General features: G+C 64.3%; 19 protein-coding genes. 6 read left to right on the forward strand and 13 right to left on the reverse strand.

The genetic code is table 11. From position 1 onward, the window contains the following. The first annotated feature begins 222 nt into the window (after positions 1–222). The 3 genes from J2T57_RS11965 to J2T57_RS11975 all read left to right on the forward strand — a co-directional run bounded on the left by J2T57_RS11965 (position 223) and on the right by J2T57_RS11975 (position 6,373). On the forward strand, positions 223–3,726 hold the full coding sequence (locus tag J2T57_RS11965) for an indolepyruvate ferredoxin oxidoreductase family protein (RefSeq protein ID WP_253478465.1): 3,504 nt from the start codon (positions 223–225) through the stop codon (positions 3,724–3,726). A 67-nt stretch (positions 3,727–3,793) separates the two neighbouring features. Beyond that, positions 3,794–4,975 (forward strand): ChaN family lipoprotein, encoded by a 1,182-nt coding sequence (locus tag J2T57_RS11970; protein WP_253478468.1) that lies wholly within the window; start codon positions 3,794–3,796, stop codon positions 4,973–4,975. A 51-nt stretch (positions 4,976–5,026) separates the two neighbouring features. After that, positions 5,027–6,373, forward strand: coding sequence for an NAD(P)H-dependent oxidoreductase (locus J2T57_RS11975; RefSeq protein ID WP_253478471.1), 1,347 nt, complete (start codon positions 5,027–5,029; stop codon positions 6,371–6,373). On the opposite strand, the gene J2T57_RS11980 is transcribed toward J2T57_RS11975, so the two are convergent. Both J2T57_RS11980 and J2T57_RS11985 read right to left on the reverse strand, forming a co-directional pair. Beyond that, positions 6,364–6,981: a class II aldolase/adducin family protein gene (locus J2T57_RS11980; protein WP_253478473.1), complete on the reverse strand. Its 618-nt coding sequence runs from the start codon at positions 6,979–6,981 to the stop codon at positions 6,364–6,366. The two genes, J2T57_RS11975 and J2T57_RS11980, sit on opposite strands and share 10 nt — an antisense overlap. Then, positions 6,978–7,382 (reverse strand): hypothetical protein, encoded by a 405-nt coding sequence (locus J2T57_RS11985; RefSeq protein WP_253478476.1) that lies wholly within the window; start codon positions 7,380–7,382, stop codon positions 6,978–6,980. Before J2T57_RS11985 ends, J2T57_RS11980 begins: the two co-directional genes overlap by 4 nt. Before the next feature lie 112 nt (positions 7,383–7,494). Here J2T57_RS11985 and J2T57_RS11990 point away from each other — a divergent pair, with 112 nt between their 5' ends. Continuing rightward, positions 7,495–8,808, forward strand: a complete 1,314-nt coding sequence (locus J2T57_RS11990; RefSeq protein ID WP_253478479.1) for a TRZ/ATZ family hydrolase — start codon at positions 7,495–7,497, stop codon at positions 8,806–8,808. 1 nt (position 8,809) lies between these two features. Here J2T57_RS11990 and J2T57_RS11995 read toward each other — a convergent pair whose 3' ends face one another. The 5 genes from J2T57_RS11995 to J2T57_RS12015 form a co-directional block, all read right to left on the reverse strand. Then, positions 8,810–9,268 carry a hypothetical protein gene (locus J2T57_RS11995; RefSeq protein ID WP_253478482.1) on the reverse strand — a complete coding sequence of 153 codons (459 nt, stop codon included), beginning with the start codon at positions 9,266–9,268 and terminating at the stop codon, positions 8,810–8,812. Positions 9,269–9,367: 99 nt separating this feature from the next. After that, positions 9,368–10,198 (reverse strand): thiosulfate oxidation carrier complex protein SoxZ, encoded by an 831-nt coding sequence (soxZ, locus tag J2T57_RS12000; protein WP_253478485.1) that lies wholly within the window; start codon positions 10,196–10,198, stop codon positions 9,368–9,370. Positions 10,199–10,297: 99 nt separating this feature from the next. After that, positions 10,298–11,350, reverse strand: coding sequence for a YeeE/YedE family protein (locus J2T57_RS12005; protein WP_253478487.1), 1,053 nt, complete (start codon positions 11,348–11,350; stop codon positions 10,298–10,300). A gap of 68 nt (positions 11,351–11,418) precedes the next feature. Then, complete coding sequence (locus J2T57_RS12010; protein WP_301289345.1) at positions 11,419–12,741, reverse strand: NAD(P)/FAD-dependent oxidoreductase; 1,323 nt, start codon at positions 12,739–12,741, stop codon at positions 11,419–11,421. Positions 12,742–12,757: 16 nt separating this feature from the next. Then, entirely contained in the window at positions 12,758–13,105 is a 348-nt protein-coding gene (locus J2T57_RS12015; RefSeq protein WP_253478490.1) for a c-type cytochrome, read from the reverse strand. Positions 13,106–13,343: 238 nt separating this feature from the next. Between J2T57_RS12015 and J2T57_RS12020 the strand changes: the two genes are divergently transcribed. Next, complete coding sequence (locus tag J2T57_RS12020) at positions 13,344–14,054, forward strand: MBL fold metallo-hydrolase (RefSeq protein WP_253478493.1); 711 nt, start codon at positions 13,344–13,346, stop codon at positions 14,052–14,054. 12 nt (positions 14,055–14,066) lie between these two features. Here the strand turns inward: J2T57_RS12020 and J2T57_RS12025 are convergent, their stop codons facing one another. The 4 genes from J2T57_RS12025 to J2T57_RS12045 are packed head-to-tail and all read right to left on the reverse strand — an operon-like array spanning position 14,067 to position 20,346. Then, positions 14,067–15,809, reverse strand: coding sequence for a SulP family inorganic anion transporter (locus tag J2T57_RS12025; RefSeq protein WP_253478495.1), 1,743 nt, complete (start codon positions 15,807–15,809; stop codon positions 14,067–14,069). Between the two features lies 1 nt (position 15,810). Then, entirely contained in the window at positions 15,811–16,752 is a 942-nt protein-coding gene (locus J2T57_RS12030; protein ID WP_253478498.1) for a dimethyl sulfoxide reductase anchor subunit family protein, read from the reverse strand. Positions 16,753–16,765: 13 nt separating this feature from the next. Then, entirely contained in the window at positions 16,766–17,464 is a 699-nt protein-coding gene (locus J2T57_RS12035; protein WP_436262696.1) for a 4Fe-4S dicluster domain-containing protein, read from the reverse strand. Then, on the reverse strand, positions 17,461–20,346 hold the full coding sequence (locus J2T57_RS12045; RefSeq protein ID WP_253478501.1) for a molybdopterin oxidoreductase family protein: 2,886 nt from the start codon (positions 20,344–20,346) through the stop codon (positions 17,461–17,463). The genes J2T57_RS12035 and J2T57_RS12045 overlap by 4 nt, the downstream gene beginning before the upstream one ends. A gap of 303 nt (positions 20,347–20,649) precedes the next feature. Between J2T57_RS12045 and J2T57_RS12050 the strand changes: the two genes are divergently transcribed. Then, a complete protein-coding gene (locus tag J2T57_RS12050) occupies positions 20,650–20,835 on the forward strand; it encodes a kinetochore protein SPC24 (RefSeq protein WP_253478504.1) in 186 nt (61 codons plus the stop codon). Positions 20,836–20,936: 101 nt separating this feature from the next. Here J2T57_RS12050 and J2T57_RS12055 read toward each other — a convergent pair whose 3' ends face one another. After that, positions 20,937–21,587, reverse strand: coding sequence for a hypothetical protein (locus J2T57_RS12055; protein ID WP_253478507.1), 651 nt, complete (start codon positions 21,585–21,587; stop codon positions 20,937–20,939). 135 nt (positions 21,588–21,722) lie between these two features. Beyond that, positions 21,723–22,079: a phasin family protein gene (locus tag J2T57_RS12060; RefSeq protein WP_253478509.1), complete on the reverse strand. Its 357-nt coding sequence runs from the start codon at positions 22,077–22,079 to the stop codon at positions 21,723–21,725. Between the last annotated feature and the right edge of the window lie 21 nt (positions 22,080–22,100).

Below are 22,100 nucleotides of genomic sequence, written 5' to 3' on the forward strand. Positions count from 1 at the left end.
TGATGATCAGGTGAGGCCATCAGCCAAGCCTGAAAAGCCGGCTGCGGCCCCAACCGGGCACGCGGCGACCAAGAACACAGCGGTGATCCCGCTGGAGGAGGACTGCCATGACCCCTGCCCTGCCCACACCGGTCGGATAGCCACCGTTCCCATACGCGTTCCAACTCGACCATGCGTCCTGCCGACGCCTGGCCATGGACCCGTTGATCCGGGAGTGAAGCAATGGCGACGACTTCGACAGCAACCCGACGCATCAATCTTGACGACAAGTACAGCGCCGAGCGCGGCGACATTTTCCTGAGTGGACTGCAGGCGCTGGTGCGCCTGCCACTGGTACAGCAACGCCGCGACCGGGCTGCCGGCCTGAATACGGCGGGGTTCATTTCCGGCTACCGCGGCTCGCCGCTTGGCGGCTACGACAAGCTGCTCTGGGCCGCCGCCGACGAACTGGAACGGCATCAGATTACTTTCCAACCCGGACTCAACGAGGATCTCGCGGCAACAGCAGTATGGGGCAGCCAGCAGGTGGGGCTGTTTCCCGCCGCGCGCTACCAGGGGGTTTTCGGCCTTTGGTACGGCAAGGGGCCGGGGGTGGACCGGAGCGGTGATGCCCTGAAGCATGCCAACCTTGCCGGGACCAGCCCCCATGGCGGCGTGCTGGCCGTTGCCGGCGACGACCACGCCTGTAAATCCTCTTCCCTGCCCCACCAGAGCGAGTACGCCTTCATGGCGGCGGGCATTCCGGTGCTCAATCCAGCTGGTGTCGGCGAACTGCTGCACTATGGCCTGCACGGATGGGCAATGTCCCGTTTCAGTGGCTGCTGGGTCGGACTGAAGGCCCTTGCCGAGCAGATGGACGCCTCCGCGACCCTGGCTTTGGATCCGGACGAACCGCGCATCATCCTGCCATCGGATTTCGCCATACCCAGCGACGGGCTCGGCATCCGGCGCAGGGATACCCCATTCGCGCAGGAGGCCCGCCTGCTCGAATACAAGCTGGCCGCCGCCCAGGCCTACGTCCGGGCCAACCAACTCGACACCACGACCCATGACAGCGCCGCTGCGCACCTGGGCATTGTCACCACGGGGAAATCGTGGCTGGACCTGATGCAGGCCCTGGACGAACTGGGGCTGGACGAGCGCAAGCTACGGATGATCGGCATGCGCGTCTACAAGGTCGCCATGACCTGGCCGCTGGAACCCACCGGCCTTAGGGCCTTCGCCCGGGGGCTCGACGAAATCCTGGTGGTGGAGGAAAAACGCGGCCTGGTGGAAGATCAGCTCAAGGACGTCCTCTACGACTTGCCCGACGGTCTGCGGCCTCGAATTACGGGCAAGCGGGATGAACAGGGCAACTGGCAACTTCCGGCAACGCTGGAACTGTCACCGGCGCAGATCGCCCGCGTGGTCGCCCGCCGACTTCGACCCTACTACGTGGATGCGGACATGGAGCGCCGCCTGCGTCAGCTCAATGAGCGCGAGCAGGACGCCGACCGGAGCAACGGCGGTCATGTGCGCGTGCCACACTACTGCTCGGGCTGTCCGCACAGTCGCTCAACCAGGGTGCCAGACGGGAGTCGTGCCCTGGCGGGCATCGGCTGCCACTACATGGCGCAGTGGATCCAGCCGCGCACCGAGACGTTTACCCATATGGGCGCAGAGGGTGCCAACTGGCTCGGCCAGGCACCGTTCACCGACGAGCCCCATGTGTTCCAGAATCTCGGTGACGGCACCTACTTCCACTCCGGCATCCTGGCCATCCGCGCGGCCGTTGCCGCCGGGGTCAACATGACCTACAAGCTGCTTTGGAATGATGCCGTGGCCATGACTGGCGGGCAGGCAGTCGAGGGTAACCCCGACATCTACCGAGCGGTGGCGCAACTTCGGGCAGAGGGTGTGAGCCGCATCGAACTGCTCAGCGACGAATCCGGGCAGTTCGATCGCGGCCGCCTGCCAGCGGAGATCCAGCCGCGGGATCGTTCGGAGCTGGAAACCACGCAACAGCAGCTGCGTGAGACCACCGGCGTCAGCGTGCTGATTTACGTTCAGTCATGCGCCACGGAAAAGCGGCGCCGGCGCAAACGCGGCATGTTGCCGCAGGCACCTCGACGCGTGGTGATCAACGAAGCAGTCTGCGAGGGCTGCGGGGACTGCGGGAGACAATCCGGCTGCCTGTCCATCGTTCCCAAGGACACACCGTGGGGTCGCAAACGCGCCATCGACCAGTCCAGCTGCAATGCGGACTACAGCTGCATGGACGGTTTCTGCCCCAGTTTCGTCAGCCTGCGCGGCGCGGGCCTGCACAGCCCCGAGCGGCTCGATGCGTCGGTCCTCGGTCCGTTGCCAGAGCCGAAGCTACCCTCACTTGAGCGGCCATGGCGCATCCTGATTCCCGGCATCGGCGGCACCGGGGTGGTCACCACCTCGGCGCTGCTCGGCATGGCCGCCCACATCGACGGTCTGGCCAGTCGTACGCTGGACCAGGCGGGACTGGCCCAGAAGTTTGGCGCCGTCACCAGCCATGTGCAGATTGCCGCGCAATGCTCACAGTTACACGCCCCACGGGTCAGCGTCGGTCAGGCGGATCTTGTCATTGCCGCCGATCTGATGGTAGCGACGGGGCGCGACGCGCTGCTGGGCATGGACCCGACCCGCACCAGCGCAGTCGTGAATCACCATGAGTCCGTCACCGGCGCTTTCACCCAGGATGGCGACAAGGGTGTGCCGGTGTCCCTGCTGGAGCGCCGCCTGGGTGAATCCGTCCGCATTCTCTACACCCTGGATGTGAACCGCCTGACAGAGGCGCTGATGGGTGACACGGCGGCGAGCAACGTCTTTCTACTCGGCATCGCCTGGCAACTGGGCCTGATTCCTATTTCACGCAAGGCCCTGGAGGAAGCCATCCGCCTCAATGCCACCGCCGTGGAGCGCAACCTGGCCGCATTTCACTGGGGCCGCCAGGCAGCGCAACGCCCCGCGGAGGTTATGGCCACGGCCGGACTGAAAGAGAACCCCGGGGGCGACGAGGGTCTCGACGAGCGTCTGCGGCGGCATCGTGATCACCTCCTGGCGTATCAGAACGATGCGCTGGCGGATCGCCACGCACGCGTGGTCGACCGGGCGCGGCGCCTGGAGCAGCAACTGGTACCAGGCAGCGAGGCATTCACCATCGCCGTTGCGGAGGGGTATCTGCACCTGCTGGCGGTCAAGGACGAATACGAAGTCGCCCGCCAACTCAGCAGACCGGCATTCATCGCCGATCTGCGGCGGCAGTTCAGCGGTGGCAAGCTGGAGTTTCACCTGGCACCACCACTCATCAGCCGCCGTGATCCGGCCACGGGTCGACCTCGCAAACGAACATTCGGTGCCTGGCTACTGCCTGTACTGCGGCTCGTGGCCGCCGGCAGCAGGTTGCGCAACTCGTGGCTCGACCCGTTCCGCTACAGCACGGACCGACGCCTGGATCGGCGCCTGCTCGCAACCTACGAGCAATGGCTGGAGCGCCTGTTCGCCCAGACCACCACCGACACCCTCCCCATTGCCACGACCATTGCCGCACTGCCGCGGACCATTCGCGGCTTTGGCCCGGTCAGGGAGGCCGCAGCCGACTCGGCCCTGCGCGAGGCGGAACTGCTCTGGAGACGGTTCGAGCAGCCCTGCAGGCCGCAGGTCATCGACGCCAACACCGGCGGCAAGGTTGTTCGTTTCATTGCCCGGACCGGCTGACAGGCGTCGCCGCAGGTCCGCCGCAGTGCTACCGTTGCGGTCTGCATGACCGCAACGGAGTCTTGCCATGAGCCCTGCCCGACGCCTGCTTGAAGTCATGCTGCTCGCAGCCGCGGCGTTGGCGGCCGGCGCATGCAGCAGTCTGCCGACTGCCCACGACGAGACTCCTCGGACGCTTGCCTGTCCGGCTCCAGGGCAATGGACTGTTCCCGGACAGGCCGAACCAGTCAATTTGCCGGCAGTTCTGGACCAAACTGGGAACGCCCAGGTGATTCTGCTGGGGGAGTTCCATGACAGCGAAGAGGATCACCGCTGGCAGCTCCACACGCTGGCCGCCTTGCATGGCCGTCATCCCGATCTTGAGATCGGGCTGGAAATGCTCCCCGCCAGCCGTCAGCCGGTGCTGGATCGCTGGCTGGCCGGCGAGCTGGATGACGCAGCCTTGCTGGATGAAGCAGACTGGTTCTCCGTCTGGGGTTATCCGTCCCGACTCTATCTTCCCGTGCTCCAATTCGCGCGCATGCACCAGCGACCGTTGCACGCCCTGAACGCCGAGGGGGAAACGGTACGACGGGTCAGCCGCGAAGGCTGGGACGCGCTGGAGGACACCGACCTTGAACAGGTTGGACCACCGGCAGAGATTCCACAGGCCTATCGGGATCGTCTTTCGGCGCAGTTGGACAACCACCCCATGCCGCCGGGCATGGACCGGGACGACTACCTGGAGATGTTCATCCGCGGACAAAGTGTCTGGGATCGCGCCATGGCCGAGCGGCTCGCCGATGCAGTGCAATCGGCCGACGGCCCCGTTGTTGCGCTGATCGGTCGCGGCCACCTGGACTATGGGCATGGCGTGCCTCACCAATTACGCGATCTGGGCATCCAGCGCATCGCCACCCTGCTACCCATGCGCGACGATGATTGCCCTGCCGACGGCCCGCCCATCGCCGACGCCCTGTTCGGTGTCGATGGCGGCATGCTGGATACGCGCAGTTCCGCCATGCGGCTGGGTATCAGTCTGCAGGAGAGCGGCGAGGGACTGGTCGTCAGCAACGTCATGGAGGGCGGCACCGGCGACGCTGCAGGACTGAAGCCCGGCGACCATCTCCGACGCGCCGGCGGCCGAACACTGCACCGTCAGCAGGACCTACTGGCCATGCTCGACCGGCAGCAGCCTGGCACGGCGCTGATACTGGTTATTGACCGTGACGGCGAAACACGCACAATCGCCGTGCCCCATCCGCAATGAACAGGCAACGAGAAAGCCGCAAAGACGGCGCCACAATCCGAGGAGAAAACCATGAATCTGACCAGCCTGCTACAAGCCCGCGCCGCCGAGGATAAACCGGTACGCGTGGGAATGGTCGGCGCCGGCAAGTTTGGCTCCATGTTCCTGGCCCAGGTACAACGCACCCCCGGCATGCATCTGCTGGGATTGGCGGACCTCTCCGCGCAACGTGCCCGGGATGCACTGGAGCGGGTGGGTTGGCCCGGAGAGCGCTATGCCGCGGCGGATTTCGCGACTGCGCTCAGCCAGGGAAGCACCCACATCACCGAGGATGCGGATGCGCTCATCAACGCCGACGGGCTGGATGTCCTGGTCGAGGCCACCGGCAACCCCGCCGCCGGTATCCGCCACGCGCGGGCGGCCTTTCGCGCCGGCGTCCATGTGGTGATGGTGAACGTGGAAGCCGACGCCCTGGCCGGACCACTGCTGGCACGCGAGGCGGCCGCCGCCGGCGTGGTGTATTCACTGGCCTATGGCGATCAGCCGGCACTGATCTGCGAGCTGGTTGACTGGGCCCGGGCCACCGGCTTCGAGGTGGTAGCGGCCGGCAAGGGCACCAAGTATCTGCCCATCTACCATCAATCCACGCCGGACACCGTCTGGGGTCACTACGGCCTGTCTCCCGAGGACGCAAAGGCCGGTGGCATGAATCCGCAGATGTTCAACTCCTTCCTGGACGGCACCAAGTCCGGGCTGGAGATGGCGGCCGTGGCCAATGCAGCCGGCCTGACACCGCCGGACGACGGTCTGCTCTTCCCGGCATGCGGTGTCGACGATCTGCCCCACATACTGCGCCCCAGTGCTGATGGTGGACGCATGCCCAACAAGGGTGTGGTGGAAGTGGTCTCCAGCATCGAGCGGGATGGCCGGCCGGTTTTTCGGGACTTGCGCTGGGGCGTGTACGTGGTATTCGAAGCACCGGATGAATACGTGCGCCGCTGCTTTCGGGAATACGGCCTGCACACCGACAGCACGGGGCGCTACGCCGCCATGTACAAGCCCTACCACCTGATCGGCCTGGAACTCGGCATCTCGGTGGCCAGTGTGGCGCTACGTGGCGAACCCACCGGCATTTCCACCAACTGGCGCGGCGATGTGGTGGCCACGGCGAAGCGCGATCTCGCCGCCGGAGACATGCTGGATGGCGAGGGCGGCGCCACAGTCTGGGGCAAGCTGCTGCCGGCGCGGCGCTCGTCGACCCTGGACGCATTGCCCATCGGTCTGGCCCACAACATGCGCATGAAGCGGGCGGTGGGTGCCGGAGAGGTGGTTTCCTGGGCGGACGTGGACTACAACGCTGACGACCCGGCGATCGCCTTCCGCCGGGAGATGGAGAAGGCCTTCGGCAATCAGCGGTAGGCGCTCGGCGTCTCCGCAGCATGGATGAGATGCGCCGCGGCCTGCTCCAGGGTGTCATCCCAGGCAAGCAGGCCGTCCTCGTGCCCACCCATGGCCATGAGATGGTGGCCCGCCGTCGCCAGCGCCGCGATGGCGGCCGCCATCTCCGGCGTGCCATAGGGGATACTGGCGGCGGTCACCGGAATCCCGATGGTCGACGCGGCATTCCAGAGCGCCGGCGCATGAACATGGATGATGCCGCCGGCTCCGGGCTCTGCCAGATAGACAGCGGCGTGGGTCATGGCCTCGGATGAAGGCTCGGCCAGGCCCACCGCAGTCAGGCGGTTGCGGTGCGGCTCCGCCCCGGTGACCAGGGCCAGGTTGGTCATGGCGAGGGTCGGGAGCCCGCCGGTCTGGGTTGCCGAGACCAGAAAACCGTCCGCCCGGCGCAGGCTGATGTTGCCGAACCCAAGCCCCTCGTAACGGCCAGGATCCCGCCCCATCCAGCCACGGCGCAGCATGTCTTCGCGCCAGCGATTGATCTCGGCGAGTGCCGCAGCATCATCAGGCAGCGCTCGCCGGTCAAGGCGACACTGGTAACGGATCACACCCTCGCGTTCGCCACTCATGCTCCCCCTCCTCCGGCAGTGCCGACTATGCGAACGACTCGCGCGATGGGAACAGTCTCCAGACGCAGCGGATCATGCTCCGGGCGCACGGTTACATGGCCACCACGACAGTCATCGACCCAGGCACGATGCGACCCATCACCATCCTGCTCCGCAACCTGCACCAGATCGCGATGGTGCAGCAGGCGCGCCCGCAATCGCGGCCGACACCAACGCCAGGTCAACGGATCGGTACCGCTCATCACCACGGTGGCATAGGCGAAGATTGCGAGGATCATCACCACCATGCGCACGGGCCCATCCAGCAGCCAGTCGATCAACCAGAACGCCAGGCCCGCTTCCACCAGCAGGCAGATGAGCATTCCGGGCAGATCGTGATTGAACAGACCGGTGCGCAACACGGTTAACTCCTCCACGAACACAGAGACACCATGGGCGCCACGTTAACCGACGGTGGTGACGCCGCGCCAGCCGCTATGCTGAAGACAGGCCCGATAGCCGGAGCAAACAGCGTTGGATGGACAAAGGCAGATACTCCACGGGCGGTGGGTCCTGCCCATGGTGCCGGACACTGGAGCACTCCCCGATCACGCGGTGATCGTCGAGGGCGGGCGTATACGGGACGTTCTGCCCAGCCTGCAGGTGTCACAACGTTACCCCGACGGCACCGTCGAACAGCTTCATGCCCACGTGTTGATGCCAGGCCTGGTCAACTGCCACACCCACGCAGCCATGTCACTGTTTCGCGGGCTGGCGGACGATCTGGCTCTGCAGAAGTGGCTGGAGCAACGGATATGGCCCGCCGAACAGCGGCATGTGAGTGAGCGTTTCGTCGCCGATGGTGCACGCCTGGCCTGTGCCGAAATGCTGCGCAACGGCATCACCTGCTTCAATGACATGTACTACTACCCGGACGCCACCGCCACGGTGGCCGCGGAGGTCGGCCTGCGCTGCCGGGTGGGCCTCCGGGTGCTCCCCGGTCAACGGGCCCTGCACCTGGAGCCCGAGGATAGTCTTGAGGGCGGGCTGCGCATCCACGATCGCTGGCGACGGCATCCGCTGGTGGGTACCACCCTGGCGCCCCATTCGCCGAGATCTCTGAGCGGGGCGTTAATGCGAACCCTGGGCCGGCTGTCGCGGGACTATGACCTGCGCCTGCACATGCACGTGCACGAGACCGGGGAAGAGGTGGCGGACTACATGGGTCTGCATGGTGTGAGCCCGCTGCAGCGCATGCACCGTCAGGGGCTGGTCGGGCCGCGGCTGATCGCTGTTCACGCGATTCATCTGGAGCTCGCCGATCGCAGGCTGCTGGCGGAGGCCGGCGCCCACGTGGTTCATTGCCCGCGTTCCAATCTCAAGCTCGGCAACGGGCTGGCAGCCGTGGCCGAGTTACTCAGGCTCGGCGTCAACGTGGCGCTGGGCACCGACGGCGCGGCCTCCAACAACAATCTGGACCTGTTTGGCGAGATGCGCATGGCCGCCCTGCTGGCCAAGGCCGTGGGCAACGATCCAACCGCGCTGCCCGCTTCCGCCGCCTTGAGGATGGCAACCATCAATGGGGCGAGAGCCCTGGGTCTGGCGGATGACATTGGCAGCCTGGAGGCGGGGAAATGGGCAGATATCATCGCCGTGGACGTCGGCGGCATCGCTGCTCATCCGCACTTCGATATCGTTTCGCAACTGGTCTATGCCACGGGCGCCAATCAAGTCACTGACGTCTGGATCGCAGGACGCCGTCTGCTGGAAAAGCGTCAATTCCTGACTGTCGACCAGCAGGCCGTTGCAGCTGCGGTGGACAACTGGCAGACACGAGTCCCGACGTGAATCAATCGCGACCAAGCCGCCGCCGGATCTGCGCTTCCAGCCGGCCTGCCCTCATGCCCGCGTCCCTGGCCACAAAGGTGTAGAGCATGAAGGCCAGGGCCAGTCCCAACGGACTGACCATGGCGAGCCCCCACAATGGTGACTGGGTGCTGCCCAGTTGCAAGGCAAGCACGGTGAGCAGCAGCGGCAGCGCAATGGCGGCAATAACGCCCGTGGCCAGCGCGAGGGTACGTATCTGCTGTTCCACGGACCGGATCAGTCGGTCGGTTTCAACGTCCACATACTCGGCCCGGCTCATGCGAATGGCACGGGCCTGCTTGCGGATTCCGTATTCCAGTTCCAGCCTGCGGCGCAGGTCGTCTCGCAGCGCATCGATGCCGTCGCCGCGCCGGCTGCGGTGCATCGCGGTAAGCACCAGCAGCAGGAAGCCGATGACAGTAAGAAGGATCAGCCAGGCCATCAAGGCCCCCGGGCAATGGGTTGAGGCCGATTACGGTAAGTGCTGCGGGCCGCGATCACAAGCCGCGGCCCGCCGAGCTGTTGCCGGACACCGTCCGCATCAGCTGACGTTGATCGAAGCCTCTTCCCGGGTGGTTTCGCCCTGGTCGTCTTCCCAGGTCATGGTGACCGTGCCGGAACTGCGCGGCTTCACATGGAAGCGCAGGTAGGGATTGGCTGACAGCGAGGGATGCAACTCCACGCGAAAGACGGTTTCACCATCCATCTCCATGACGAAGGACTGGACGATGTGACGGGGAAGAGTCTCGCCATCCGAGCCCTCACGGAACCCTGTTTCCATGGGATGGTTGATCATGGTGAGCACCTCCGCCGCCTCACCGGAGCGCACGGACCCGGGCACCCGGACACGGGCCTGCATCAGGCCACTGCTGTCGTAGGTGCTGTCATCCATGAGGCAACCACTGACCGTGACCCGCGCTTCCTGATGGGCGATGCGCATATCGCCGTTGCTCAGCTTGGCGACGGCGAACACCCGTTGGGACTCGTTGAGGCGAATCCGGGTGCTGACCCGGGCCCGGCCGCTTTGCGGCGTGAAGTGGAAAGCGGCGATCTGCGGATTGGGATTGTCCGGCGCGAACAGATACACGCTCTCTACATAGTCATCGTCGGACATGGGGCTGTCGACACTGACGGTGAGCGGAATACTGCTGCCATCCTCCGAGACGCTGGGCAGTTCCAGCGTGACGCCGGAGGTCTCCGGCTCACGCCCGTCCAGCAGGTTCGTGATGGCGTCGTGCCGGGTCCAGGGCGCTGACTGCGCAAGACTCATCGGGCTCCAGGCCGCCAAAGCAAGTCCGGCCAGCCCCATGCCGGCCAGGGACAGGATCTTGCGGCGGCTCACGGCCAGGGAAAGACTGTTGGTTTCACGCATTGAATAAACCTCCCGCGTCGGATGATCCACGCTGTTGGCTGCATAGACCGCACACCTGACGCAATGTTGCACGGACCCGAATTCGCCTACGCCATCTACCTACAGAGCCGGCGCCCGCAGGGGGCTCTTCAGGGCAATCCACGCGCCGAGGAGTATACCGCTCAGCGCCACCATGGAGCCGATGGCCAGGGTAGACATACCGGTCAGACCCTGACCGATGGAGCAACCCAGGGCCAGGGCCCCGCCAATGCCCATCATGAAACCGCCGGTGATATATCGGACCATACGCTGGGGCGTCGGAAAACCCTGCAACTCGAAACTGCGGGTCAATAACGCCATGGCCAGCGCGCCAAGCACGATCCCCGCCACCACGGTGACACCGAAGCGCAGGCTCAGGCCGGTGCTGAGCATCAGATACTGGATGGTGTCGCCGATGGGAGCGATAAAGGTCAGGGACACCAGGCTGACCGGATCGAAATCGTCATAGCCCAGATGGCCGGTGACAAACCAGCCAGCGGCAACCAGGCTACCCACAACGGCACCTCCGATCAGGTGCCTCGACGAGCGCCGAAAGGCCTCATGGGAAAAACAGAAGACCAGCAGGGCGATGCTCACCAGCAAGGCCGGTATCCACAGCGCCAGACTTCCTCCCAGGCCCACGCTTTCAACCACGCCCACCAGTGAAGCCCGCGGCATCGGCAGGGTCGTTGAAGTCATTCCACTCAGTGTGACGCGCAGGTTGGCCAACACCCCGGTCAGGGTCATGTGCCCGGCGATGCCGATGCAGAACAACACCAGCAGCGAGCGCAGATTACCACTGCCGAGCAGGACCAGCGCCCGGGCGCCGCAACCATTGCAGAGCACCATACCGTAGCCGAACAGGGCGCCGCCCAGCAGGTAGAGCGGCCAGGAGAAGGTGCGCTGCATGTAAATGGAGTCACGCAGGCTTATGTAGCCCAGAGCCTCCAGCGCGTGAGAGGCAAGGATGGCGACGGCCATGGCAAAGGCAAAGGAGCGCAGCATGCGGCCATCGCCGTCCACCCAGGCATGCTTCAGCCCGCGCATCAGGCAAAAGCCGGTACGCTGACCGAAGCCGCCGAACAGCAGACCGATGACAAAGCCGCCCCAGGCGACCAACACGGTGTTGGACATTCCTAGCCGTCTCCAGTGCTCGGGAAACCAGAGTCGCCGGACGCCGGGATGGCGTCCGGCGACATTGCTCAGCTGATGACTTCGCGAGGCATACCGGTGGTGCCCCACGCATCCATGGCGATGGCGTTGTACCAGCGCACGGCGTATTCCACCTCGCGGCGGCGGAAGTCGGCATCCGCATCCCGCGGGCTCAAGCCACCCGAGCCTTCCACCTCGGCGATCTCGCCGTCGATCAGGCGGTAGACCCCGGCAACGGAGATCGCATACTCCGGCGCCAGCACGCTGTAGCAGGTGTTGGTCCAGCTCGGCGGCACCGGGTCATGACCGTGCAAGGACGCGGCGATGGCAGCGGCCACCACCCGGCCCTGGGAATTGGCGCAGAAGCCGGACTTGGGCATGGGTGCCGCGATGGTGGCATCACCCACCACATAGACGTCGTCCACCTGCCGCGATTCGAAGGTCTCCGGCTTGACCGGCACCCAGCCCGACCCGTCGGTGACACCTGCCCGATCGGCAATGAACCCGGCCTTCTGCGGCGCCACCACGTTGAGTACGTCGGCCCGGTGGATCTCGCCGAACTCCGACTCGACGGCCCGCTCATTCCCATCGACACGAATGATACGGCCATCATCGGACTGACTGACCCACTCGATCATGTCGCCGTAGAGCTCGGACCAGCCATCCATGAACAGGCCCTGCTTGGAGAACCCATCCTTGGCGTCCAGCAGCAGGATCTTCGAGCGCGGCTTGTGACGGCTGAAGTAGTGGGCGATCTGAGACACACGCTCATAGGGCCCCGGCGGGCAGCGGAAAGGATTCGCCGGCGCAGTGAGGATGAAGGTTCCGCCATCGTCCATGGCCTCAAGCTGGCGACGCAGGGTGCGGGTCTGTTCGCCAGCCTTCCAGGCATGGGGGATATCCTCGGCCACAGCCTCGTCGTAGCCCTCCAGGGCTTCATAGTCGATATCGATGCCGGGGGAGAGAACCAGCTTGTCGTAGGGCAGCGAATCACCGTTGGCCAAGCGCACCGTCTTGCCGTCGGTATCCACGTCCTCCGCCATTTCGTGAATCACGCGAACCCCGAAACGGTTGCGCAGCTCGTCGTAGCCGTGAGCAATGTGCTGCATCTCCCGCATACCGCCCAGGTACAGATTGCTGAACGGACAGGTGTAGAACTCCCGTGCCGGCTCCACCAGAGTGACCTGCAGACCAGGCGCCATCCGCTTCAGGTACTTCGCCGTGGTTGCGCCACCAAAGCCGCCGCCGACGACGACCACGCGCCCGATATGCCCGGATGCCTTACTGCTGCCGAAGGGCCCGATGGCGGCCAGTGCGCCGCCGGCACCCATCATCTGCAACAGCTTTCTGCGATTCATTTTCACCGAATTCATTGTTCGCCCCCCTGGATTACCGGCTACCGCCGCTCTCGGCCGACAGGCCCGAGAAATACAATGCGATCGCTTCGAGTTCTTCATCTGTGTAGCCCGCCGTGATGCGATTCATCACCGTCGTGTTGGGCACGTTGTCATCTCGAAACGCCATCAAAACAGCGCGCAGACTATCGTAGGAGCGTCCGGCGATGGGCGTGATGCCCTCATCCATCCGGCCGTCGGTGCCATGGCAGGCAAAACAGCTCGACGCCAACAGGGCCGCATGGTTGTAACTGATGCCGTCTTCGGCATGCACATGGGATGCCGTCAACAGGAGTAGTGCTGCCGCAGATGCGGCGAGTAGGGATTTCCCAGGCCTGACCATTATTGCTCTCCTCTAGGGGTCGACTGGTTGCAGAGTCCTTGCGCCCGCGCAGGCGACTCGTACGCCGCCCATCGTGGGTCAGTCTGTTTGATTTTTATATTCGAATCTGCTCTATATTTATTCACATAAGATATATATCGCCGACCCAGGCAGGTCAAATGAAGGCCGTCAGCCAGACTCCACGTTTGCGGCCGTGTTGCGTCATTGAACTGCAAGCAAACCAGAGCAGGAGGCTGCCATGTTGTTTCGTCAGCTGTTCGACGCCGAAAGCTCCACCTACACCTATATCCTCGCATCAGCGCCGGGCCGTGAGGCCCTGATCATCGATCCGGTGAAGTCGCAGCTGGACCAGTACCTGCGCGCCATTCGCGAACTTGACCTGCAACTGGTCACCGCTATCGACACCCACACCCACGCCGACCACATCACGGCCCTCGGTGGCCTGCGCGACGAGACCGGCTGCGTCACCATCATGGGGGAGTACACCCAGGCAGAGTGCGTGTCCCGCCATGTGCGCGATGAGGAGACCCTGTCCATAGACGGCGTGAAGCTCAAGGCCCTGTATACGCCGGGACACACCGATGAATCATTCAGTTTCTATCTGGAAGCTCCCGATACGCCGCGGGCGGTATTCACCGGCGATGTTCTGCTGATTCGCGGCACTGGCCGCACGGATTTCCAGGGCGGCGACCCCGGCAAGTCCTACGACTCCATCACCCAGCGGCTGTTCACCCTGGGGGACGACACCCTGGTCTACCCTGCCCACGACTACAAGGGCTGGACGGTGTCTTCCATCCGCGAGGAACGGTTGCACAATCCCCGCCTGGCGAACAAGTCGCGGGACGCGTACATCGAGATCATGAACAATCTCAACCTGCCCAACCCGAAACAGATGGACATCGCTGTGCCGGCGAATCTGGCATGTGGCCAGGTGCGCAGCATCGCCTGAAGCGTCCTGAACTCATTCACCCGGGCGTGGAACACGCTCGCACTCGTGGAAGATGCGTGCCGTACAGCGCACACAGGTGGGGCGATCCAGGGTCGGGAAAATGGTGGCGACGGCCTCGGCTGGCGTGTGGAAAAAGCTGTTCTCACCGATGTCACGTAGGTACACGGGCTTCTTCAGCAACTCGATGGCCGGGTCCTTGAAGCTGGCAAAGTACAGGCCCCCACCCAGCGCCCGGAAGCGCCTGGCTTCGTGGGCCAGGAGCTCCGCCCCCGCCACATCGATGAAGTTCACGCTTGGCCCGAACAGCAGCACATGGCGATAACCGCTGCGCGACAAGCCCTCCAGCACTGACTGCACATGATCCACCGCGCCGAAGAATATCGAGCCATCCAGACGCAGGACCTTGAGCTGCGGGCACTCCACCAGCCCCCGCTTGGCGGCATTGCGATAGGGCTTACCGCTGCGCTCCTGCACCGGTGCCACCGGCACCATGCGCGGGTGCGCCGTGCGATGCAGATAGATCATCAGCGACAGCAACACCCCCAGATAGATGGCGAACTCCAACGCCAGAATCAGGGTGGACGCAAAGGTCACCACCAGAATCAGCGCCTCCTGCCGACTAACGCCCATGATGGCTCGCCACTGACGCAGGTCGACGAGTTTCCAGGCAATGAGCAAGACGATGGCCGCCATGGCGGGCATGGGCAGGTGGGCGGTGACCCCTGGAACGAGCAGAAGGATCAGCAGCACCAGCGACGCGGCAAAGACCACCGACAGGGGGGTGCGCGCCCCGGCGTGATAATTGGCCGCAGACCGGGTGAAAGAACCTGACCCGGCGTAGCAGGAGAAAAAGCTGCCCACCAGGTTACCCAGACCCTGGCCGACAAACTCCTGGCTGCCATCAATGCGCTGGCCCGATTTCACCGAAATGGCGCGGCCGATGGACACCGCCTCGATGATGCCGATAATGGCCACCGCCAGCGCCCCCGGCACCAGCAATCGCAGCGTTTCAAGGGAAAACACGGGCAGGGTCAGCGGCGGCAACGAGGCCGGCATGGCACCTACCATGTTGATGCCGCGCTCCTCGCCACCCAGCACGAACGCCGCCAGACTACCCGCCAGCATGGCGACGAGCATGGACGGCCAGTTGGGTCGGAAGCGACTCACCAGGAGAGATGTCCCTAGCGTGACGACACCGATGAGCACCACCCAGCCGTTGAATTCCGGCAAGCCCTGCACGAACAGATACACAGTGGTAGCGAAGGATTCTCCGGCGGGCATATCCAGACCGAAGAAATGCCGCAGCTGACTGCTTGCGATCAGGACTGCAGCGCCCGTAGTGAATCCGACCACCACCGTGTGGGAGATGAAGTTCACCAGCCCGCCGAGCCTGGCCAGCCCCAGGCCAAGCTGGATGACACCGGCCAGCATGGTCAACGTGATGACGTAGGGAATGAATTCGGGGCTGTCGGGTGACACCACCCCGGACACCACGCTGAACACCACGATGGAGAGCGCCGCCGTGGGGCCGGACACCAGATGGCGCGACGAGCCGAACAGGCCGGCAATAACTGCGATCACGATGGCGCCGTAGAGCCCGTACTGCGGCGGCAACCCGGCAATCAGCGCATAGGCCACACCCTGGGGCAGCACGATGACGGCGCCGGTGAGCCCGGCCATGAGATCCGCGCGCAGCGCGCGGGGCCCGACCAGGGGCAACCACTCCAGAAAGGGCAGGAAGCGTTGCGGGTTCATCTCAGCACTGCTGTCGCCCGTAGAACAGGTTCACCGTATGCCGCGCCTCTGCAAAAAAAAGCCAGCGCTCCACCAACAACCCACCCAGCAGTAGCGTTACAGCCAGCCAGGCGAATAACAGATGCTCGGTACGCAGCAGGGTGATCAACAACAGGAACGGTACGAAAAAGCCACTGATGTAGACCACCAGGCGCAGTTTGAGGAGGTCCCGGGCACTGGGCTCGAAGCCGAATTCATGATCGAGGAAGCTGGGGCTGCTCTGCCCCGCCTCCAGCAGTCGGGCCCGGCCCCGGGTCATGCCGATGGCCGTGTTAATGGTGGGGCCATGGGGCGTGCCAATCCAGTGATAGTAGACCGCCTTGCTCGCCCCGGCGATGACTACCAGCAACAACGCCACCTGGGCCGTGGCCGTCACGGCGCCACCGACCAGCGATGCGACAGCTGTCAACAGCAGGGCGCCGGAGGCCAGGGCCAGCAACAGGTAGTTGGCAGGCACCAGCGCGCTGTTCCACTGGGGGATAGTGCGCAAGCTGGCGTAGATCATCCCAGTGGTGAACACCGTTGCCAGCGCCAACAGCATCGACAGTAGCGCCACAACGGTGATCCAGGGGCTGGCAGTGAGGCTGCCCTGGGTCCAGAGGCCGAGCAGCATGAGCAGGGTCACCGGGTAGAACAGCACCGAAAACACGGCCTCCCGGGACAGCCAGGAGCTGCGGAAGCGAAAGAAGGCGCGCCAGGCGTTCCGGGGATTCGCCAGGTGCAGGGTCGAAGACAGCAGACCAGCGGTGGCCAGCAACACGCCAACCATCAGCGCTCCAATCAGCCACCCCGTCGACAGACCTGACACACCGCCCAGCAGCTCCAGGGCGATGGTCAATACCACCAGCCCGAAACCCGCGCCGGAGGCAACCGTGAAAAAGATGACGGAAAAGGCAGGATGCATGGTCGGGTTCGTCCTATCGGTTCACGCTGAGGCCGAGCCAGCCCTTGAGGCGCTCGGCAAGACCCGCCGGTGCGCTGCCCTGCTCGCGTTGGGCATGGGGGCGGTTTCGCGGTGGCAGGTAGCGGTTGACCGGGTTGTAGCCAAGCTCCGGCAGCGACTGCTGCCCACCCCGCTCCCGCACCAGGCGGCTGACATGGGACTCCGGATCATCGAAATCGCCAAAGTGGCGGGCGCGGGTCGGGCAGGTCAGCACGCAGGCCGGCTGCCGGTCAGCCTCGGGCAGGGCCTCGTCGTAGATGCGGTCCACGCAGAGAGTGCATTTCTTCATGGTGCCACTGGCCTGGTCCAGCTCCCGGGCACCATAGGGGCAGGCCCAGGCGCAGAGGTTACAGCCCATGCACTTGTCCTGGTCCACCAGCACGATGCCGTCTTCCTCCCGCTTGTAGGAGGCCCCCGTGGGGCAGACCGTGACGCACTCCGCCGTCTCGCAGTGCATGCAGGACATGGGCATGTTCACGGTCTTGTTGTGGGGAAAGACATCCACCTCGTAGGAGCGCACCCGGTTGAAAGCCACACCGTTGGGGTTTTCGCCGTAGGGCTCATAGTCGGTGAGCGGGCCCAGGGTGCCGGAGGTATTCCACTGCTTGCAGGCCACCACGCAGGCCTGGCAGCCGACGCAGGTGTCCATGTCGATAACCAGGCCGAGCTTCATGGCGCTTTCCTCATCAGTATGTCCAGTAGCTTGCGATGCAGCCGCACCGGCTCATGGGTGGTGTAGCGCAGCTGGTCCGGTGCGGGTTTCGTCCCCGGCAGGGGCTGCAGGGTGGGGAAATTCGGCCAGGTGGTACCCGCCTCTTCGGCACTGCAGGGGGCGATGCTGACCCGCAGGTCATACCAGGCGGCCTGACCCGTGATCGGATCGGAGTTGGTCAGGCGGCGCTGGTCGGCGGCCGATGGCAAGAGTTCCGAGATGAGATGATTCATGAGAAAGCCCCGGGTCGCCTCCGGCGCCCTGGGGTCGAGCCCCCAGGCTCCGGCCTGCTTGCCGATGGCGTTCCAGGTCCACACGGTATTGGGTTCGCAACCCTCCATCAGGCTGACCTGCACGCGGATGCGACCATTGTGGGATTCCACCCAGACCCAGGCATCGTCCTCGATACCAATCTCTGCGGCCCGCCCCCGGTTCATGAACAGGCGATTCTGGGCGGTGATCTGGCGCAGCCAGGTATTCTGCGAATCCCAGGAGTGATACATGTGCATGGGACGCTGGTTGACGGCGTGGAAGGGATAGCGGCCACGGTCAATGCCCTGCTCTTCCAGGGGCATGTAGTAGCAGGGCAGCGGATCGAAATACTCCACCAGGCGCTGGCGATCGACACCCTCCGGCGGCAGAGGGCCGTCGTAGAGACCGCGGCCAGCCTGGCGGAAGCGCTGCAGGGTCTCGCTGTAGAGCTCCATGACGATGGGCGTGTCCACCGGATTGAAACCCACCTCCTTGGCCCAGCGCAGATAATCCTGATTGGCGAATCGGTAGAAGCGCATGTGCGGCGGCAACTCGTGCCTGTAGAAACACTGGTTGTCGATGTAGCGCTGCCACTGGTCCGGGTTGGGCTCACCGCGCAGGGCCGCTTCGCCATCCTCCCCGCGGAAACCGCCCAGGAAGCCGATACCGGGCGCCTTTTCCCAACGGGTGATGAAATCGGTGTATCCGCTGTATTTGGCCTGTCCCTGATCGTCGACGAAGGCAGGGAAGCCGAGCCGCCCCGCAAGTTCCACCAGCACCTCCTGCCAGGGGCGCACATCACGATCCACCTCCAGCACCGGCGCGCGAATGGCATCACAGACGGCATCCGGTTCGGAAATGGGCCGATCCAGCAGGGAGATCACGTCGTGGCGCTCAAGGTAGGTGGTATCGGGCAGCACCAGATCCGCGAAATTCACCGTTTCCGAATGGAAGGCATCCACCACCACCAGGAAGGGCAGCTTGTACTCGCCGTCGTCGTGCTTCGCCCGCAGCATGTCCTGCACACTGCCGGTGTTCATGGTGGAGTTCCAGGCCATGTTGGCCATGAACAGGATCAGCGTGTCGATGGGATAGGGATCGCCATTGACCGCATTGGTGATGACCATGTGCATGAGGCCGTGGTTGGCGATGGGTGCCTCCCAGGAGTAGGCCTTGTCGATGCGTAACGGCCGGCCGGCGGCGTCGATGACCAGGTCTTCCGGCGCCGTGGGGAAACCCAGCGGCGGGGCACTGAGGGGCGTGTCCGGCGCTGTGGATCGGGCGGGCTTGATGGGTGGCGGCGTGTGCCGCGGAAACGGTGGTTTGGCGAGATGCCCGCCGGGCACGTCCACCGTTCCCAGAAGCACCTGCAGCAAATGCAGGGCACGACAGGTCTGGAAGCCGTTGGAGTGGGCGGAAATGCCGCGCATGGCATGCATGGCCACCGGCCGGCCGATGAACCGGTCATGCTTGCGCCCGGCCCAGTCGGTCCACTCGCACTCGATCTCGATGGTCTCCCGGAATGCCACATGAGCCATTTCCAGGGCCAGTCGCTCGATGGTCTCGGCGGAGACGCCGCAAATTTCCGCTGCACGGGCCGGGGCGTACTGCTCATCCAGATATTTCTCGGCGATGTGCATCATCACGGTACGGCAACGGCGGCCATCCGGCAGGGTGAATTCTCCGAACAAGGCTGCGTCAGCCCCCGGCGTCATGCCATCCACGGTGCTGCCGGCAGTGCGGTCCCAGACCAGTGGATGCCCCCCCTCGTCACGGGCAATCATGCCATCGTCAGCGTGGCCGGGATGATCAATGACCAGGAAAGGGGCGTTGGTGTAACGCCCCAGATAGGCCCAGTCCACCAAGTCCCGGGACAGCAGCACATGGCACATGGACAGCGCCAGCATGGCGTCGGTACCGGGGCGGATAGCCACCCATTCGTCCGCCACGGCCTGATACCCGGTGCGCACCGGGTTGATGGCGACAAACTTGCCGCCGCGCTGCTTGAGCTTGTCGATACCGAGCTTGATGGGGTTGGAGGCATGATCCTCCGCCACGCCCCAGAGCAGGAAATACCTGGCGCGATCCCAGTCCGGATCGCCGAACTCCCAGAAGGAATGGCCGATGGTGTAGAGACCCGCCGCTGCCATGTTGACGGAGCAGAAGCCGCCGTGCGCAGCCCAGTTGATGGTGCCGAACTGCTGCGCCCAGAGTCCGGTGAGCGCCTGCATCTGATCGCGTCCGGTAAAAAAGGCGAGCTTTTTCGGGTCAGTCGCGCGAATCTTGCGCAGCCGTTCGGTCAGCGTGTCCAGCGCCTCTTCCCAGGACACCTCGACGAACTCGCCAGCGCCCCGCTCCGTGCCGGGCTTGCGCATCAGCGGACGGGTCAGCTTGGCCGGCGACAACTGCTTCATGATGCCGGCGTTGCCCTTGGCGCAGAGCACACCCTTGTTAATGGGATGATTCGGATTGCCCTTGATGAAACGGACCTGGTTGTGCTCGACGGTGACCTCGATCCCACAACGGCAGGCACACATGTAACAGGTGGTGTAGCGCTTCTGCTGCCCGGCGTGGTTTTCAAACGCTGGCATGTCGGAAGATGACGAGGGACGCCCACGAGGAGCGTCCGTGACTGTGTGCTCTGACAAGGCGAACCTCCAGCGAGGCATGACGTCGAGCCACCGACACCGGGTCCTTGTAGGCCGATGGCGACGAAGAATAGTTCTTTTAGTTATATAGATATAATCATATTGAACTAATAGCGGCAACTACCACCCCGATCCCGTTATAACCAAGGGCTTTAAGCACAGGCTCAAACATTCCTTTTCTATGCTGCCGGCAACCGTAGACTAAACGCATTCAGTTGCATTCCGACACGGATTCGAGAGGCGCGTATGCAGACTAACAGCATTCGAAAGGAGAACAGCGATCTCGAGCGGCATATTGCCCATCTGCGCTCGACCCTGTCCGCGCTGGAGAGCAGGCTTGAACAGGATCGTCGAGTCAGCGGCGTGACGCCACCGCAGCACGTTCCCCCGGTTGCAACGGCGGAAACGCCTCTTGCCATTGCTGCAGGCTGAGATCTTCGCCCAAAGTCGACCAAATCGATAGACCATCACAACGAAAAAAGGCCCGGTTCTCTCGAACAGGGCCTTTCCTGTGATGGACAAGATATCGAGCGTCAGAACTGCGGTACTGCTGGCGCGCCGGCATCGTCGGCAGGCTGCCCACCCTGAGGGCCAGCACCCGCCGGACCTGAACCCGGGGCAGGTTGTCCGGCACCCGGTTGTCCCATGCCCGGCTGCGGGGGAGCCTGCTGCCCCCCTTGCTGCATCGGTTCACGCTCCGAGGGGGTCTGCATGCGACTCTCCGGGCTGAAGGGATCCTGACCACTGCGCAGCCCCCGGGGCTCGCCACTTGAGCCGGGCCCTGCCCCCCCCTGCACTGGCGCTTCCCGGGGTTGGGCGGGAACCGCCTGCTGGCCAGGAGATGCCGGCGCCTGCGGAGCTGACTCAGGACCAGGCGGCCGATCCGGGGCAGCTTCACCCTGCGGAGCCTGTCCAGGCTGTGCTGCCCCACCCTGCGCGGGCCCGCCAATCGCAGCCCCTCCGGGCGTCTGCTGACCCGCCGGAGCCTGGGGGCTGGACTGCCCCGGCGCTGCGTCGGGCTGTCCTCCTGCGGGAGCCGTGGACTCTTCCAGCCCGGGTGGCGGTTCTTCCTGCGGCTGGATCTCACCGGCAGGGGCCTCATCGTCGATGGCTGTCTGAGCCAGGGCCGCGCCCGGCAGCAAGGCCAAGCCGAATGCGACCAGCGTGGTGCGTGTCGCGCGCATGATCTTCTCCTCTTGAATCTTCTACTCAACAGGGCCGACAACCCCGACTTCGCTTCGTTCCTGACAGTCGCCTCCGGGAGACGAAAAAAAAGCGCCGGTCCATGACCGGCGCTTCTGGCAGAGCATTGCCGCGACTTACTTGGCGATGCTTGTCACGTTCTTGGCGTTGGTTTCGGCCAACTGCTGCGCCTTCTGCACGAACTCCTGATTCAGCGCGACCACTTTTTCGGCATCGCCCTTCAGGCGCTCACCCAGGTCCTTGGCGACCTTCTGCTGGCTTTCGACATAGCTGCGAAGGCCCTGTGGATCCTTGATGTCGAGCATGGCGCGCACGTGGCTCAGGCCTGCGTCGGCGTAAGCCTTGGTGGCGTCATACTGGGCGTTCAGAAGTTGCTCGGCGTGATCCAGTGCCAGCGTGCTGTAGGCACGGGCCGGGGCGACGAACAGGGCTTCAAACTGCTTGTTGAACTGCTCAAGATTCACGTTATTCATGGCAAAACTCCTCTGGAATGA

Origin of the sequence: Natronocella acetinitrilica (assembly GCF_024170285.1) — a bacterium.
Classification (GTDB): Bacteria; Pseudomonadota; Gammaproteobacteria; order Nitrococcales; family Aquisalimonadaceae; genus Natronocella; species Natronocella acetinitrilica.

Excerpts from the sequence above, each read along its gene's own strand:
- J2T57_RS11965 (WP_253478465.1), top strand. The coding sequence starts at position 223 with ATGGCGACGACTTCGACAGCAACCCGACGCATCAATCTTGACGACAAG.
- J2T57_RS12010 (WP_301289345.1), bottom strand. The coding sequence starts at position 12,741 with ATGAATTCGGTGAAAATGAATCGCAGAAAGCTGTTGCAGATGATGGGT.
- J2T57_RS12045 (WP_253478501.1), bottom strand. The coding sequence starts at position 20,346 with ATGCCAGCGTTTGAAAACCACGCCGGGCAGCAGAAGCGCTACACCACC.
- J2T57_RS12025 (WP_253478495.1), bottom strand. The coding sequence starts at position 15,809 with ATGAACCCGCAACGCTTCCTGCCCTTTCTGGAGTGGTTGCCCCTGGTC.
- J2T57_RS12035 (WP_436262696.1), bottom strand. The coding sequence starts at position 17,464 with ATGAAGCTCGGCCTGGTTATCGACATGGACACCTGCGTCGGCTGCCAG.
- J2T57_RS12020 (WP_253478493.1), top strand. The coding sequence starts at position 13,344 with ATGTTGTTTCGTCAGCTGTTCGACGCCGAAAGCTCCACCTACACCTAT.
- soxZ (WP_253478485.1), bottom strand. The coding sequence starts at position 10,198 with ATGCGTGAAACCAACAGTCTTTCCCTGGCCGTGAGCCGCCGCAAGATC.
- J2T57_RS11995 (WP_253478482.1), bottom strand. The coding sequence starts at position 9,268 with ATGGCCTGGCTGATCCTTCTTACTGTCATCGGCTTCCTGCTGCTGGTG.
- J2T57_RS11980 (WP_253478473.1), bottom strand. The coding sequence starts at position 6,981 with ATGAGTGGCGAACGCGAGGGTGTGATCCGTTACCAGTGTCGCCTTGAC.
- J2T57_RS11975 (WP_253478471.1), top strand. The coding sequence starts at position 5,027 with ATGAATCTGACCAGCCTGCTACAAGCCCGCGCCGCCGAGGATAAACCG.
- J2T57_RS11970 (WP_253478468.1), top strand. The coding sequence starts at position 3,794 with ATGAGCCCTGCCCGACGCCTGCTTGAAGTCATGCTGCTCGCAGCCGCG.
- J2T57_RS12060 (WP_253478509.1), bottom strand. The coding sequence starts at position 22,079 with ATGAATAACGTGAATCTTGAGCAGTTCAACAAGCAGTTTGAAGCCCTG.
- J2T57_RS12055 (WP_253478507.1), bottom strand. The coding sequence starts at position 21,587 with ATGCGCGCGACACGCACCACGCTGGTCGCATTCGGCTTGGCCTTGCTG.
- J2T57_RS12005 (WP_253478487.1), bottom strand. The coding sequence starts at position 11,350 with ATGTCCAACACCGTGTTGGTCGCCTGGGGCGGCTTTGTCATCGGTCTG.
- J2T57_RS12015 (WP_253478490.1), bottom strand. The coding sequence starts at position 13,105 with ATGGTCAGGCCTGGGAAATCCCTACTCGCCGCATCTGCGGCAGCACTA.
- J2T57_RS12030 (WP_253478498.1), bottom strand. The coding sequence starts at position 16,752 with ATGCATCCTGCCTTTTCCGTCATCTTTTTCACGGTTGCCTCCGGCGCG.
- J2T57_RS12050 (WP_253478504.1), top strand. The coding sequence starts at position 20,650 with ATGCAGACTAACAGCATTCGAAAGGAGAACAGCGATCTCGAGCGGCAT.